The sequence below is a fragment of the Pseudomonas sp. BE134 genome, from assembly GCF_031456105.1.
Classification (GTDB): Bacteria; Pseudomonadota; Gammaproteobacteria; order Pseudomonadales; family Pseudomonadaceae; genus Aquipseudomonas.
Window position 1 is genome coordinate 1 of record NZ_JAVDUA010000007.1, and the last position, 13,874, is coordinate 13,874.

13 protein-coding genes are annotated in these 13,874 nt (G+C 58.6%); 9 read left to right on the top strand and 4 right to left on the bottom strand.

The window, feature by feature from the left end; all coding sequences use genetic code 11:
* Positions 1 to 58 precede the first annotated feature (58 nt).
* Positions 59 to 490, bottom strand: a complete 432-nt coding sequence (locus J2Y56_RS07710) for a lipid II-degrading bacteriocin (protein WP_310349579.1) — start codon at positions 488 to 490, stop codon at positions 59 to 61.
* Between the two features lie 350 nt (positions 491 to 840).
* A complete protein-coding gene (gene rapA, locus J2Y56_RS07715; RefSeq protein ID WP_310349581.1) occupies positions 841 to 3,687 on the bottom strand; it encodes an RNA polymerase-associated protein RapA in 2,847 nt (948 codons plus the stop codon).
* A 216-nt stretch (positions 3,688 to 3,903) separates the two neighbouring features.
* Here rapA and J2Y56_RS07720 point away from each other — a divergent pair, with 216 nt between their 5' ends.
* From J2Y56_RS07720 to ccoM, 3 genes are all read left to right on the top strand, one after another.
* A complete protein-coding gene (locus J2Y56_RS07720; RefSeq protein ID WP_310349583.1) occupies positions 3,904 to 4,245 on the top strand; it encodes an aspartate-semialdehyde dehydrogenase in 342 nt (113 codons plus the stop codon).
* Positions 4,246 to 4,317: 72 nt separating this feature from the next.
* The gene (locus tag J2Y56_RS07725; RefSeq protein ID WP_007935839.1) at positions 4,318 to 4,479 is read left to right on the top strand and encodes a hypothetical protein; all 162 of its coding nucleotides are present in this window, start codon (positions 4,318 to 4,320) and stop codon (positions 4,477 to 4,479) included.
* Between the two features lie 144 nt (positions 4,480 to 4,623).
* Positions 4,624 to 4,737, top strand: coding sequence for a cytochrome c oxidase subunit CcoM (gene ccoM, locus J2Y56_RS07730; RefSeq protein WP_007947278.1), 114 nt, complete (start codon positions 4,624 to 4,626; stop codon positions 4,735 to 4,737).
* A 181-nt stretch (positions 4,738 to 4,918) separates the two neighbouring features.
* On the opposite strand, the gene J2Y56_RS07735 is transcribed toward ccoM, so the two are convergent.
* Together J2Y56_RS07735 and J2Y56_RS07740 are read right to left on the bottom strand one after the other, a co-directional pair.
* Positions 4,919 to 6,394 carry an inorganic phosphate transporter gene (locus J2Y56_RS07735; protein WP_033049464.1) on the bottom strand — a complete coding sequence of 492 codons (1,476 nt, stop codon included), beginning with the start codon at positions 6,392 to 6,394 and terminating at the stop codon, positions 4,919 to 4,921.
* Between the two features lie 377 nt (positions 6,395 to 6,771).
* On the bottom strand, positions 6,772 to 6,972 hold the full coding sequence (locus J2Y56_RS07740; protein ID WP_007935837.1) for a hypothetical protein: 201 nt from the start codon (positions 6,970 to 6,972) through the stop codon (positions 6,772 to 6,774).
* A gap of 682 nt (positions 6,973 to 7,654) precedes the next feature.
* Between J2Y56_RS07740 and pcaR the strand changes: the two genes are divergently transcribed.
* The 6 genes from pcaR to pcaH all read left to right on the top strand — a co-directional run bounded on the left by pcaR (position 7,655) and on the right by pcaH (position 13,873).
* Positions 7,655 to 8,497, top strand: a complete 843-nt coding sequence (gene pcaR, locus J2Y56_RS07745; RefSeq protein ID WP_007947281.1) for a pca regulon transcriptional regulator PcaR — start codon at positions 7,655 to 7,657, stop codon at positions 8,495 to 8,497.
* Between the two features lie 153 nt (positions 8,498 to 8,650).
* Complete coding sequence (locus J2Y56_RS07750) at positions 8,651 to 9,997, top strand: MFS transporter (protein ID WP_007947282.1); 1,347 nt, start codon at positions 8,651 to 8,653, stop codon at positions 9,995 to 9,997.
* Between the two features lie 295 nt (positions 9,998 to 10,292).
* Positions 10,293 to 11,150 carry a CoA transferase subunit A gene (locus tag J2Y56_RS07755; RefSeq protein ID WP_007947285.1) on the top strand — a complete coding sequence of 286 codons (858 nt, stop codon included), beginning with the start codon at positions 10,293 to 10,295 and terminating at the stop codon, positions 11,148 to 11,150.
* Positions 11,150 to 11,929 carry a CoA-transferase subunit beta gene (locus J2Y56_RS07760; protein ID WP_150782188.1) on the top strand — a complete coding sequence of 260 codons (780 nt, stop codon included), beginning with the start codon at positions 11,150 to 11,152 and terminating at the stop codon, positions 11,927 to 11,929. Before J2Y56_RS07755 ends, J2Y56_RS07760 begins: the two co-directional genes overlap by 1 nt.
* Positions 11,926 to 13,131 carry a 3-oxoadipyl-CoA thiolase gene (pcaF, locus tag J2Y56_RS07765; protein WP_310349751.1) on the top strand — a complete coding sequence of 402 codons (1,206 nt, stop codon included), beginning with the start codon at positions 11,926 to 11,928 and terminating at the stop codon, positions 13,129 to 13,131. Before J2Y56_RS07760 ends, pcaF begins: the two co-directional genes overlap by 4 nt.
* Before the next feature lie 37 nt (positions 13,132 to 13,168).
* Positions 13,169 to 13,873, top strand: coding sequence for a protocatechuate 3,4-dioxygenase subunit beta (gene pcaH, locus J2Y56_RS07770; protein ID WP_007947288.1), 705 nt, complete (start codon positions 13,169 to 13,171; stop codon positions 13,871 to 13,873).
* Position 13,874: the final 1 nt, after the last annotated feature.

Consider the following 13,874-nt stretch of genomic DNA (forward strand, 5'->3'; position numbering starts at 1 on the left):
GGACGCATCATGGTGATGGGCTCCTGATGGAAATCGGGAGCACAGCATCAGCCGTCTATTATCCGCTTGGAATGTGGAGTTCATGGAGCGGATACAATACAGTTAATAGCCCTCCAGACAATCCTTTGGACTCCGGAACAGATCCTGCTTTGAAGTTTTTAGTTGCGTAATGTAGTGCTTGTGCGGGCGATATGTTCGGATTCAAGCAGATATAGTTATCGGCAAATGGAATGGTTTGCATGTCCCGCATTATGGATTGAACTATGCTGGTAGCAATTCCGTTTTTAATATATGGCTTTTGTTCGTCAGTGATCTTTATGATCATTTCGCGCCACATGCCTTGGCTGTAGTAAGCGTTGCGTTCCTGTTGTTGCGCGGTGAAAACCAGTGCAGGGTTTGGCGATGGCCAACTGACTCCTCGTGTTGATGAGGAATATCCTGGTGCAAAAGCTGTAATGTCGAGGGGAGGGAGAGTTAATCCATTACTCATTGTAAAATCCTAAAATATTTTGTGGTTGTCAGTAGCGGATGCTACGTGTATCGCTGTGCTTGGTGCGGTGGTCTGTATTTTTATACTAGAGTGTTAATAGTCGGAATGGGTCTGAGAGTTGAGTAGGAAAGTTCGTTTTGAGCGCGGGGAGGGGCGACGTTAAATGTGTTTATTTGCTGTTCTATGGCTTTAACGAATTCTCCTATTCGGTTGTCAGAAATGTCCTGCGCAATTATTAGAAAGCTCCGCTTGGAAGTTTGAAATCTTGAACTGACAGAACCAAAAATTCGTCCAATAAAAAAGCCCGCATCGCTGCGGGCCTTTTTTATTGACGCAGTAGATGCGGAAGATTAACCCGCCACCAACACCCGAATCGCTTCCAGTCGCAGCGCAGCCTTTTCAAGCATGGCCAAGCCTTGCTCGCGTTGTTTGCGCAGGGCAACCAGTTCGCTGTCGCGCACGGTCGGGTTGACGGCTTGCAACGCTGTCAGGCGAGCCAGTTCTTCGTCGGTGTCAGCTGCCAGACGACGCTGCGCTTCGGCAACACGCTCGGCATGACGCGGGAAGATCTTGTCTTCGCCGGCGTTGATCCGTGGCGTCAACTGATCACGCTGAGCCTGGATGAACTTGTTGGCGCTGGCACGCGGTACGCTTTCCAGCTGATCGTTCAAGGTCTCGAACGACACGCGGGCCGAGAGGTCGTTGCCGTTGGTGTCGAGCAGGCAGCGCAGGGCAGCCGGTGGCAGGTAACGGCCCAGTTGCAGCGAGCGCGGTGCAACCACCTCGCTGACGTAGAGCAGTTCCAGCAATACGGTGCCAGGTTTGAGCGCCTTGTTTTTGATCAGCGCCACGGCGGTGTTGCCCATCGAGCCGGACAGGACCAGGTCCATGCCGCCCTGAACCATTGGGTGCTCCCAGGTGATGAACTGCATGTCTTCACGAGACAGCGCCTGGTTGCGGTCGTAAGTGATTGTCACGCCTTCGTCGTCGCCCAGCGGGAAGCTGGCGTCGAGCATTTTTTCGCTCGGTTTGAGGATCAGCGCATTTTCCGAATGGTCTTCGCTGTCGATGCCGAACGCGTCGAACAGGGTTTCCATGTAGATCGGCAGGGTGAACTGATCGTCTTGCTCAAGAATGTCTTCAACCAGTGCGTCGCCTTCACCGGCACCGCCGGAATTGAGCTCCAGCAAGCGGTCACGGCCGGTGTGCAAGTCGGCTTCCAGACGCTCACGCTCGGTGCGGGCTTCGTCGATCAGCGCTTGCCACTCGCCGTCGTCAGCCTCTTCCAGCAGCGGCAGCAGGCGCGGGCCGAACTGATGCTGCAAGGCGTTGCCGGTCGGGCAGGTGTTGAGGAACGCGTTCAGCGCTTCGTGATACCACTGGAACAGGCGCTCTTGCGGGCTGGTTTCCAGATAAGGCACGTGCAGTTCGATGGTGTGCTTCTGGCCGATCCGGTCCAGACGACCGATACGCTGCTCCAGCAGATCCGGGTGCGCAGGCAGATCGAACAATACCAAGTGGTGCGAGAACTGGAAGTTGCGACCCTCACTGCCGATTTCCGAGCAGATCAGCACTTGTGCACCGAATTCTTCATCGGCGAAATAAGCGGCGGCGCGGTCACGTTCGAGGATGTTCATGCCTTCGTGGAACACCGTGGCCGGAATCCCGGAACGTACGCGCAGGGCGTCTTCCAGGTCCATGGCAGTTTCGGCGTGCGCGCAGATCACCAACACCTTGGTGCGCTTGAGCATCTTCAGGGTATCGATCAGCCACTCGACGCGCGGGTCAAACTTCCACCAGCGCTCTTCTTCGTTGGCGTCCGGCTGGGCCTGGAAGCTGACTTCCGGGTACAACTCGGCGTGATCGCCCAGTGGCAGTTCGAGGTATTGGTCAGGGCACGGCAGCGGGTACGGGTGCAGTTTGCGCTCCGGGAAACCCTGCACGGCGGCGCGAGTGTTACGGAACAGCACGCGGCCGGTGCCGTGGCGATCCAGCAGTTCGCGCACGAGGCGGGCGCTGGCTTCGGTGTCGCCATCGTTCACGGCGGCCAGCAGCGCTTCGCCTTCGTTGCCGAGGAAACCGTGAATGGTCTTGTGTGCTTCAGGCGACAGGCGCCCCTTGTCCAGCAACTCCTGAACGGCTTCGGCCACCGGGCGATAGTTTTCGCTCTCGGCGCGGAAGGCGGCCAAGTCATGGAAACGGTTCGGGTCGAGCAGGCGCAGACGGGCGAAGTGGCTGTCCTGACCCAGTTGTTCCGGGGTCGCGGTCAGCAACAGCACGCCGGGGATGGTCTCAGCGAGCTGCTCGACCAGGGTGTATTCCGGGCTGGCGTTGTCTTCATGCCACACCAGGTGGTGAGCTTCGTCGACGACCATCAAGTCCCAGCCGGCGGCAAACAGCGCATCCTGAGCCTTTTCGTCTTCCACCAGCCACTCAAGTGCGACCAGCGCGAGCTGCGTGTCTTCGAACGGGTTGGTGGCATCGCTTTCGATAAAGCGTTCTTCGTCGAACAGCGCGACTTGCAGGTTGAAGCGGCGGCGCATCTCGACCAGCCACTGGTGCTGCAGGTTCTCGGGAACCAGAATCAGCACGCGGTTGGCGCGGCCCGAGAGCAGTTGGCGATGGATCACCAGACCGGCTTCGATGGTTTTACCCAGGCCTACTTCGTCCGCCAGCAGAACACGCGGCGCAATGCGGTCGGCGACTTCACGGGCGATGTGCAATTGGTGCGCGATCGGTTGCGCACGTACGCCACCCAGGCCCCAAAGCGCGGACTGCAATTGGCGGCTGGTGTGTTCCAGGGTGTTGTAACGCAGGGAGAACCAGGCCAGCGGGTCGATCTGCCCGGCGAACAAACGGTCACTGGCCAGACGGAACTGAATGAAGTTCGACAGCTGGGTTTCCGGCAGGGTCACCCCTTCGTTCTGCGCGTTGAGGCCGTGGTAAACCAGCAGGCCATCGACGTCGTCGACTTCCTGAACCGTCAGTTTCCAGCCTTCAAAGTGAGTGATCGAGTCACCGGGCGAAAACCGCACGCGGGTGAGGGGCGCATTCCTTAGCGCGTACTGGCGAGTTTCGCCAGTGGCCGGATAGAGCACGGTCAACAAGCGGCCGTCCTGTGCCAGAACGGTGCCTAAACCCAGCTCGGCTTCGCTGTCACTGATCCAGCGTTGCCCCGGTTGATACTGCTGCGCCATGCTGCCTGACTCCCACCTTGAAAAAGCGGGCTATCTTAACGGAATGAGACCTCGAGGGCCAAAGGACTCTCATAAAAACTCGCAGTCTTACGTTAGCCCAACGAAACCCTGCCCGCAGGCCAGGCCACCCATTCGTGCCAAACAGGTCACAGTTTGCGACCGATGGCTCAAGTCGCCATCCTCGCAGCCGACAGCCTGCTGACAGGAGACTGAATTATGCTGCCACCGATGCTCCCCTTGAGTGCCGTACCGATCACCTCACAGCAGGACCCGATTCGCCCGCGCCCGGAGATTGCGCCGGTGGCGCCGGTGCAGGAAAGCTCCAGCGAAAGCACGATCGACCTGCAGCAGCGTGATCCTGAGGAAGCGGCTTTTCAGTTGCGCGAGGAACAGCGTCGCAAGCAGGAGCGAGAGCGTCGCCGTCGCGAGGCCGATGAAGACCCGGAGGCACACCTGGCGATTCCCGGTGACGAACTGAATGCCGACAACACGGTGCCGGTGGCGCCGTTGATGGAGGATGAGCCGCGGCAGGGCCTGTGGGTCGATATTCAGATTTGAGGTTGCGGCTGGTCAGCGCGGTCGTCAGACCGCATTATTGCAATAACCCTGTCAAACGATGCACAGAGCACCATGAGCCAAGACGATAAGCTGATAGATCTCAATTCGGAACGCGCCAAGCGGGTTCACGACCTCAATGAAAAACGTCTGAACGAAGTTCGTCAGGCGTTCGAGCAGGCGATGCCATTGGGTAAAGCCAAGAAGAAGCCGAAGAACAAGCCGAAAAAGCGTTGAAGTACCCTGCATCTTTTGATGCAGGTCAGTTATTTCCCCTCGTTTACGTCCGGTCTCGGGCGACATTGATCCAGGTCAATTTTCTTCTGCGACTGTTTGGTTAACTTAGCCCTATCGCAACAGAACAAGTCCTGGAGGCCAGTCATGTTTTTCGACAACGTGGTGTTCGCCGGAGTGCTGACTGTCAGCCTCATGGTTTTGTTTTTCGCAGGATTAGGCGTTTTTATCTGGAAAGATTCGCACAAGCGCAAATCGTAGTTCTTTCCGGATGTAATGAGCACGCAAGGCATTTTGGGCAACTTATGGTTGCCCTTTTTTTGTGCCTGCGATTTCGATCTGGCAATACAAAACCCTGTGGGAGCTTTGGTGTCTGGAAGTTTGTAAGCACAAAAAAGGCGCGAACCTCTCGGATCGCGCCTTTTTATTTAGCAGCGAGATATCAGCTACCCAATGCCTTTGATGCCAGCCAGAACAGGCCGGCCGACAGGGCCACCGTCGCAGGCAGGGTCAGGACCCAAGCCAGCAGGATGGTTTTCACCGTGCCGCCTTGCAGACCGCTTTTGTTCGCGACCATGGTGCCGGCCACGCCCGAAGACAGCACATGAGTGGTGGACACCGGCAGGCTAAAGATGTTGGCCAGGCCGATCATGCACGCGGTGGTAATCTGCGCCGACATGCCTTGGGCGTAAGTCATGCCTTGCTTGCCGATCTTCTCGCCGATGGTCAGTACCACGCGTTTCCAGCCGACCATGGTGCCCAGGCCCAGCGCCAGTGCCACCGCCAGAATCACCCAGAACGGAGCGTATTCGGTGGTGGTGGTCAGGTCTTTGCGCAGTTTGTCCAGGTCAGCCTTTTCACGGGCATTGAGGGTAGGCAACTTGGCGACTTTCTTTGCCGTGTCATCCAGGCAGAGCAGATAACGACGCACTTCGATGCGGCTTTCCGACGACAACGAGTGATAGTCCGATACACCTTTAAGGGTGCCAAGCAGGGCGGTGATGGTCGGTTCGGTCTGTTGCGGGTTGCAACGGAATTTCTCCGGCAGATCGCCTTCTATGCTTTTGCCCAGCGCCAGGTATTCACCCAGGGTGTCGGCGTTGCGCTTGTAGAACTGGCTCAAGTGCAGGGTCGCATCACGAGTCCGTTCGATCTGGTAAGTCGTGCTGCCCAGGTCGAGTACGAACTGCGCCGGCACGATACCGATCAGCACCAGCATGATCAGGCCGATACCTTTCTGGCCATCGTTGGAACCGTGCACGAAGCTAACGGCCATGGCCGAGATCACCAGGACCAGACGGTTCCAGAACGGTGGGTGCTTCTTGTCATCGAGCTTGCGGCGCTGGTCCGGTGTCTTGTGCATCTTGGACAGTGGGCGCCACCATTTAAGGCCGATCAACACCAGTGCCGCGACAGCGAAGCCGGCCATTGGCGAGAACACCAGGGAGGCGCCGATATCGATCGCCTTCTGCCAGTTCACGCCATCGGCCAACGGAATGCCGTTGATCAACGCGTTGGCCAGGCCAACACCGAGGATCGAACCGATCAGGGTATGGGAGCTGGACGCCGGGATACCGAAGTACCAGGTGCCCAGGTTCCAGGTGATGGCAGCAGCAAGCAGCGAGAACACCATGGCCAGTCCGTGACCGGTGTTCACATTGATCAGCAGTTCTACCGGCAGCAGGTGGACGATGGCGTACGCCACGCCTACACCGCCCAGCAGCACGCCGAGGAAGTTGAACACACCGGAAAAGAACACCGCCAGATGAGGCGGCATGGCTTTGGTGTAGATAACAGTAGCCACCGCGTTTGCGGTGTCATGAAAGCCGTTGATGAACTCGAAGGCGAGGACAAAGGCCAGGGCGAGCAAGAGGCTCACAAGCACCCAAGCATCAAGTCCGCTGAATAAATCGATCATGAAGGTTTTCTGACCCGGTCGTAAGGGGGCGCGATTATGCCAGAAAAGACCGCTAATCAATGCACTTGCTGCTCATCGGTTACATTCTTCAACGAATTAGTTTGTGGCATCAGCCTATCTCCCAGCGTTTTGCCGGGTTTTGCAAGTCTTTGAAATTATGGGGGAATGCCGCAGCCACAAGGGTTTCTCTCGTGAAGTCGAGAGGTTTAAACGCCCGTGGGAAATTTCTGAGAGGAGGGTCAGAAACAAGCCATTTACCTCATCCGATGGGTGAGGTGGCCGCTGCCCGCTTGTAGCGGGCGCGAAAGGCTTCATCGATGCAGCCCGCTTTTAACGGGAGCAGACGCAGACCTCTGAAAGGAGTTGTGCCGAGTCGGTCAAGGCTCTTCGGCTTTGAGTTCCTTTTCCATCTTCTGCAATTCCTGAGTGAACGCCTGATCCTGAACGGTGGCGCGTTTACGCCAGGGTTTGCGTTCCGGCTCGGGCTGAGCGGCGTAGGTGGTGACTTCCCCGCCGTAAACTTCCTTGTAACGTTGTTCCTGGCGCTCAAGTTCCGCGCGCAGTTCGTCTTTCGTCACAGTGCTACCTGTATGAGTTGAGATTAATTCTGGTGAAACGCGCTGCATTGAATCTATTGACCACACTCGCGGAAAGGACAATGCCAAAAGCATCGTTTTACGGCATGCGAACAATACTTCCATGTTGCAGGCGGCCACGGCACCAGAGAAAAACAGCTGACGTAGCATCAGTTACCTGTTTCAGCGCGGGCGTTGGCGGAGCATATGAATGAGCGCCAAGCGCTTGCTGTGGGCAGCAACGGTAGAATACCGGGCCGTCCGGTGGCGCAACCGGTACATAAAAACCGGGTTGCCACTGAGGTGTATTATAGCGGTCGATTCGAAGAACACTATCATTTGAGAGTTAAAAGTTGTTCTTCGTGTGTGATGGTTTTGTTACTCGCAACTTTCAACGTTAATAAGGGGGTGGCGATGATGTCACTTTGCAGTGATGTCTTTCTGGCGCCATGAAGTCGATAAGTTAGGCCGAAGACATGACTTTTCAAGTCCGTGATCGAACACGGTTAAAAGCGTTTAGTGTTCGGTGCGAAAACCAGCGGCGAGCAGCTTGGGCGGTGAGGGGTACGGGTTGCGATTATCGCCCTGTGGTTCGATAATCGCCCGATCTCGGCAGTCCCTGTCTTGTGTGCTGAAGCGGGGGCCGCGTGTAATAACCGCTGATCCGCCTCGGAAAGGACCTGTCATGAACGATCAAATGCGCAACTCTTTCACTTCAGTCGCGCCGCCGATTGTCGCCTCACCCGCCAAGCGAATTCAGGCCCTGACCGGCGACCCCGATTTCATGACCTCCCTGGCTCGCGGCCTGGCGGTAGTGCAAGCGTTTCAAGAGCGCAAGCGGCATCTGACCATTGCCCAGATCAGTCATCGTACGGAAATTCCCCGTGCAGCGGTGCGACGTTGCCTGCATACCTTGATCAAACTCGGCTACGCCACCACCGACGGTCGTACCTATTCGCTGCTGCCCAAAGTGTTGACCCTGGGCCATGCCTACGTGTCGTCGACACCTCTGGCGGTGTCGGCCCAGCCGTATCTGGACCGCATGAGTGAGCAACTTCATGAGGCGTGCAACATGGCCACGCTGGAAGGTGACGACATTTTATACATCGCGCGTTCGGCAACGACCCAGCGGCTGATTTCGGTCGACCTTTCAGTGGGCGGCCGTTTGCCCGCCTATTGCACTTCAATGGGTCGGATACTACTCGCCGCGCTGGATGACACCTCGCTGCGTGAATACCTCGATCATGCAGAGCTGCAAGCCAAGACCAGCCGCACCCTGCACACGCCCGAGGCGTTGCTCGAATGCCTGCAAGAAGTGCGGCAACAAGGCTGGTGCATCGTTGATCAGGAACTGGAACAGGGTCTGCGTTCGATTGCCGTGCCGGTGTACGACGCTTCTGGCCAGGTGGTGGCCGCCTTGAACGTCAGCACCCACGCCGGCCGTGTCAGTCGCAATGAGCTGGAGCAGCGATTCCTGCCGGGACTGCTCAGCGCCAGCCGCGACCTCAGCGCGCAGCTCTTCGCCTAAGGCGCCGTTCCAGGTTCTCCGCCTAAGATGTTCGATAAACGCACAGACTCGCGTTTATCGAATTGACGGTCTTTCCCCCGGATCATTACTGTCGCGGCAGTGCCGGCCCTGGCTGGCACTTGTCCGATAGTGTTTTTGTGTGGAATAAAAATAATGAACCAGCCCCAGTCTTCTGTAGGTAACTGCCTCGACGTGCAGTCCTTCATCAATGCTCAGCCCATTTCGCGCTATCAGTGGCGAGTGGTGATCCTGTGTTTCCTGATTGTCTTCCTTGATGGCCTCGATACGGCGGCCATGGGCTTTATTGCGCCTGCGTTGTCGCAGGATTGGGGCATCGACCGCGCCAGTCTCGGCCCGGTCATGAGTGCTGCGTTGATCGGCATGGTCTTCGGTGCGCTGGGTTCCGGCCCATTGGCGGACCGTTTCGGGCGAAAAGTCGTGCTGGTCGGCGCGGTGTTGGTGTTTGGCGCCTTCAGTCTGGCATCGGCCTACAGCACCAATGTCGATCAATTGCTGGTACTGCGTTTTCTCACCGGTCTGGGTCTAGGCGCGGGTATGCCGAACGCCACGACTTTGCTGTCGGAATACACCCCGGAACGCAAAAAGTCCCTGCTGGTGACCAGCATGTTCTGCGGCTTCAACCTCGGGATGGCCGGCGGCGGGTTTATCTCGGCCAAGCTGATCCCAGCGTTCGGCTGGCACAGCCTGTTGCTGATCGGCGGGATCCTGCCGCTGATCCTCACCGTGGTTCTGCTGTTTTGGCTGCCGGAATCGGCGCGCTATCTGGTCGTCCGTAACCGGGGCACCGACAAAGTGCGCAAGACGCTGGCCCCCATCGACCCGAGCGTTGTCGCGCAGGCTTCGAGCTTCAGCGTGCCAGAACAGAAAACCGTGAAAGCTCGCAACGTGCTCGCAGTGATCTTCTCGGGCACTTACAGCACCGGCACATTATTGCTGTGGCTGACCTACTTCATGGGGCTGGTGATTGTGTACCTGCTAACCAGTTGGCTGCCGACGTTGATGCGTGACAGCGGCGCGAGCATGGAGCAGGCCGCATTCATTGGCGCACTGTTCCAGTTTGGCGGTGTGCTGAGTGCGGTGGGCGTAGGTTGGGCGATGGACCGGTTCAATCCGCACAAGGTCATCGGCATTTTCTACCTGCTGGCCGGGGTGTTTGCCTACGCGGTAGGGCAGAGCCTGGGCAACATCACGCTATTGGCGACGTTGGTGCTGGTGGCAGGCATGTGCGTCAACGGGGCGCAATCGGCGATGCCATCGCTGGCGGCGCGGTTTTACCCGACGCAAGGGCGGGCGACCGGTGTGTCGTGGATGCTCGGGATTGGCCGTTTCGGCGCGATTCTCGGTGCGTGGATGGGCGCGACATTGCTGGGGCTGGGCTGGAATTTCGAGCAGGTGCTGACGGCGCTGGTGATTCCGGCGGCGCTGGCGACCACGGCGGTGGTGATCAAGGGCATGGTCAGTCATGCGGATGCGACTTGAGTACAGGCTTGTGATTCTTCGGTGATCTTTTTTGATCGTTCCCACGCTTCGCGTGGGAATGCCTCAATGGACGCTCTGCGTCCTCTTTGGGACGCGGAGCGTCCCTGTCTGCATTCCCACGCAGAGCGTGGGAACGATCATCGATAGGCAGACAACAATATGTTCGATAAACGAACACATAGTCGATTATCGGATTGTTTGGTGTTTTTCAGAGGCTTAATCTTTAGGCACTCCGGCGCGCGCATCGCGCCTTTTTCTTCCACTGTCGGTTCATAACAAAACGGGAGCCTGCCCCATGGCTGAAATCCTTTCGCTGCACGACGCGGTGAAGCAATTCGTAAACGACGGCGATACCGTCGCACTCGAAGGCTTTACCCATCTGATTCCTACGGCGGCGGGTCATGAAATCATTCGTCAGGGCAAGAAAGACCTGACGCTGGTACGCATGACCCCGGACCTGATCTACGACCAGTTGATCGGCGCCGGTTGTGCTCGCAAGTTGATTTTCTCCTGGGGCGGCAACCCGGGTGTCGGTTCGCTGCACCGTCTGCGTGACGCCGTCGAAAAGCAGTGGCCGCACGCACTGGAGATCGAGGAACACAGCCACGCCGACCTGGCCAATGCCTACGTCGCTGGCGCTTCCGGCCTGCCATTCGCAGTGCTGCGGGCCTACGCCGGTTCCGACCTGCCGAAGGTCAACCCGCTGATCAAAACCGTCACCTGCCCGTTTACCGGTGAAGTGTTGGCCGCCGTGCCTTCGGTGCGACCGGACATCACCGTGATTCACGCACAGAAAGCCGACCGCAAAGGCAACGTGCTGCTCTGGGGCATTCTCGGCGTACAAAAAGAAGCGGCACTGGCCGCCAAGCGCTGCATCGTTACCGTCGAGGAAATCGTCGACGACCTCAATGCCCCGATGAACTCCTGTGTTCTGCCGACCTGGGCGTTGAGCGCGGTCTGCCACGTCCCTGGCGGTGCGCATCCGTCCTACGCTCACGGTTACAACGAGCGTGATAACCGTTTCTACCAAGCCTGGGACCCGATTGCCCGCGACCGTGAAACCTTCACCGCGTGGATCAACGAATACATCCACGGCTGCGCTGACTTCAGCGAGTTCCAGGCCAAGCTGGCCGCTGCTTCGGAGGCCAAGTAATGACTTACACCACCAATGAAATGATGACCGTTGCCGCCGCTCGCCGTTTGAAGAACGGTTCTGTGTGCTTCGTCGGCATCGGCTTGCCATCGAAAGCGGCCAACCTGGCGCGTCTTACTTCCTCGCCGGATGTAGTCCTGATCTACGAATCGGGTCCGATTGGCGCCAAGCCAAGCGTACTGCCGCTGTCGATCGGTGACGGTGAGCTGGCGGAAACCGCTGACACCGTAGTCCCGACGGGTGAGATTTTTCGCTATTGGTTGCAGGGTGGGCGCATTGACGTCGGTTTCCTCGGTGCTGCGCAAGTCGACCGTTTCGGCAACATCAACACCACCGTGGTCGGCGATTACCATGCGCCGAAGGTTCGTCTGCCGGGCGCCGGTGGCGCACCGGAGATTGCCGGTTCGGCCAAAAGTGTCCTGATTATCCTCAAGCAGTCGGCGCGCTCGTTTGTCGATAAACTCGACTTTATTACCTCGGTTGGCCATGGCGAAGGCGGTGATTCGCGCAAGCGTCTCGGTCTGCCGGGTGCCGGTCCGGTAGGCATCATTACCGACCTGTGCATCATGGAGCCGGAAGCCGGCACCCATGAGTTTGTGGTCACCGCACTGCACCCGGGCGTGACCCGCGAGCAAGTGGTCGCCGCCACCGGTTGGGCGGTTCGCTTCGCTGACACCGTTGAAAACACGGCCGAGCCGACTGAAGTCGAACTCACTGCTTTAAGGGATCTTGAAGCCCGCACCGCTGCCGCCCACGGCCAAGCACCCGGAGAAGCCTGATGCGTGACGTTTATATCTGCGACGCCATTCGCACGCCTATCGGCCGTTTCGGCGGCGGTCTGTCCGCGGTTCGCGCTGACGATCTGGCCGCCGTGCCGCTCAAGGCACTGATGGCGCGCAATCCGTCGGTGGACTGGAATGCGGTAGACGAGGTGTTCTTCGGCTGCGCCAACCAGGCTGGCGAAGACAACCGTAACGTCGCACGCATGGCGCTGCTGCTGGCCGGACTGCCGGAAACCATTCCGGGCGTCACGCTCAATCGCCTCTGCGCCTCGGGCATGGATGCTATCGGCACCGCGTTCCGCGCCATCACCAGCGGCGAAATGGAGCTGACGATTGCCGGTGGTGTCGAGTCGATGTCCCGCGCCCCGTTCGTGATGGGCAAAGCCGACGCAGCGTTCTCGCGCAACATGAAGCTGGAAGACACCACGATCGGCTGGCGCTTCATCAACCCGTTGATGAAAGCGCAATATGGCGTGGATGCCATGCCGCAGACCGCCGACAACGTGGCTGACGATTACGAAGTGTCCCGTGAAGACCAGGATGCTTTCGCTTTGCGTAGCCAGCAGCGCACAGCTGCCGCGCAAGCTGCAGGATATTTCGCTGAAGAAATCGTAGAAGTGCGGATTGCCCACAAGAAGGGTGAAACGGTGGTCACGCAGGACGAACATCCGCGCGCCGACACCACCCTGGAAATGTTGGCCAAACTCAAGCCGGTCAACGGCCCCGACAAAACCGTCACCGCCGGCAACGCTTCAGGCGTGAACGATGGTGCGGCGGCATTGATTCTGGCGTCCGCCGAGGCGGTGAAGAAACACGGACTGACCGCACGCGCTAAAGTGCTGGGTATGGCGAGCGCCGGCGTTGCGCCTCGGGTGATGGGCATTGGCCCGGTCCCGGCGGTGCGCAAACTGACCGAGCGTCTTGGATTGGCGGTCAGCGATTTCGATGTGATCGAACTCAACGAAGCCTTCGCCAGCCAAGGCCTGGCGGTGTTGCGTGAACTGGGGCTGGCGGACGACGCGGCTCAGGTCAACCCGAACGGCGGCGCCATTGCCTTGGGTCATCCGCTGGGCATGAGCGGTGCGCGTCTGGTGCTGACCGCATTGCATCAGCTGGAAAAGACCGGCGGCAAGAAAGGTCTGGCGACCATGTGCGTCGGCGTAGGCCAGGGTCTGGCGCTGGCGATCGAACGCGTCTGACACGTCGCGTCGACAAATAAGAACAGAGGAAAGCGAAATGACTGACAAGCCTGGTTACCGCCGCCCGCAGGCGGGCACTCAGCCCGATTACCTGCACCCGACATATCAATCCACCAACCTGCGCTCACCGTCCAAGCCGTTGGTGTTTTTGCCACACTCGCTGTCGGAAATCACCGGGCCGACCATTGGCGCTGATCGCGTCAATGAGAAGGACAACGACCTGACCGCTCAACACGAAGGTGAACCACAGGGCGAGCGCATCATCATTCACGGCCGCGTGCTGGATGAAAACGGTTTGCCGGTACCGGGAATTCTGGTGGAAATCTGGCAGGCCAACGCCGCCGGTCGCTACAACCACGCCCGTGACCTGCACGACGCGCCGCTGGACCCGAACTTCACCGGCACCGGACGCACCGTGACCGACGCCGATGGCTGGTATCAGTTCCAGACCATCAAGCCAGGCGCCTACCCGTGGGGCAACCACCACAACGCGTGGCGCCCGGCGCACATCCATTTCTCACTGTTCGGGCCGAGCATTCTGACGCGCCTGGTCACGCAGATGTATTTCCCGGGCGACCCGCTGCTGGCGTACGACCCGATCTACAACTGCGTGCCGGACACCAGTGCCAAAGAGCGTTTGATCGCGACGTTTGATCTGGAAAAAACCATCCCTTCCTATGCCCTCGGTTATCGCTGGGACATCGTCTTGCGCGGCCGCGACGCCACGCCGATGGAGAAATAAG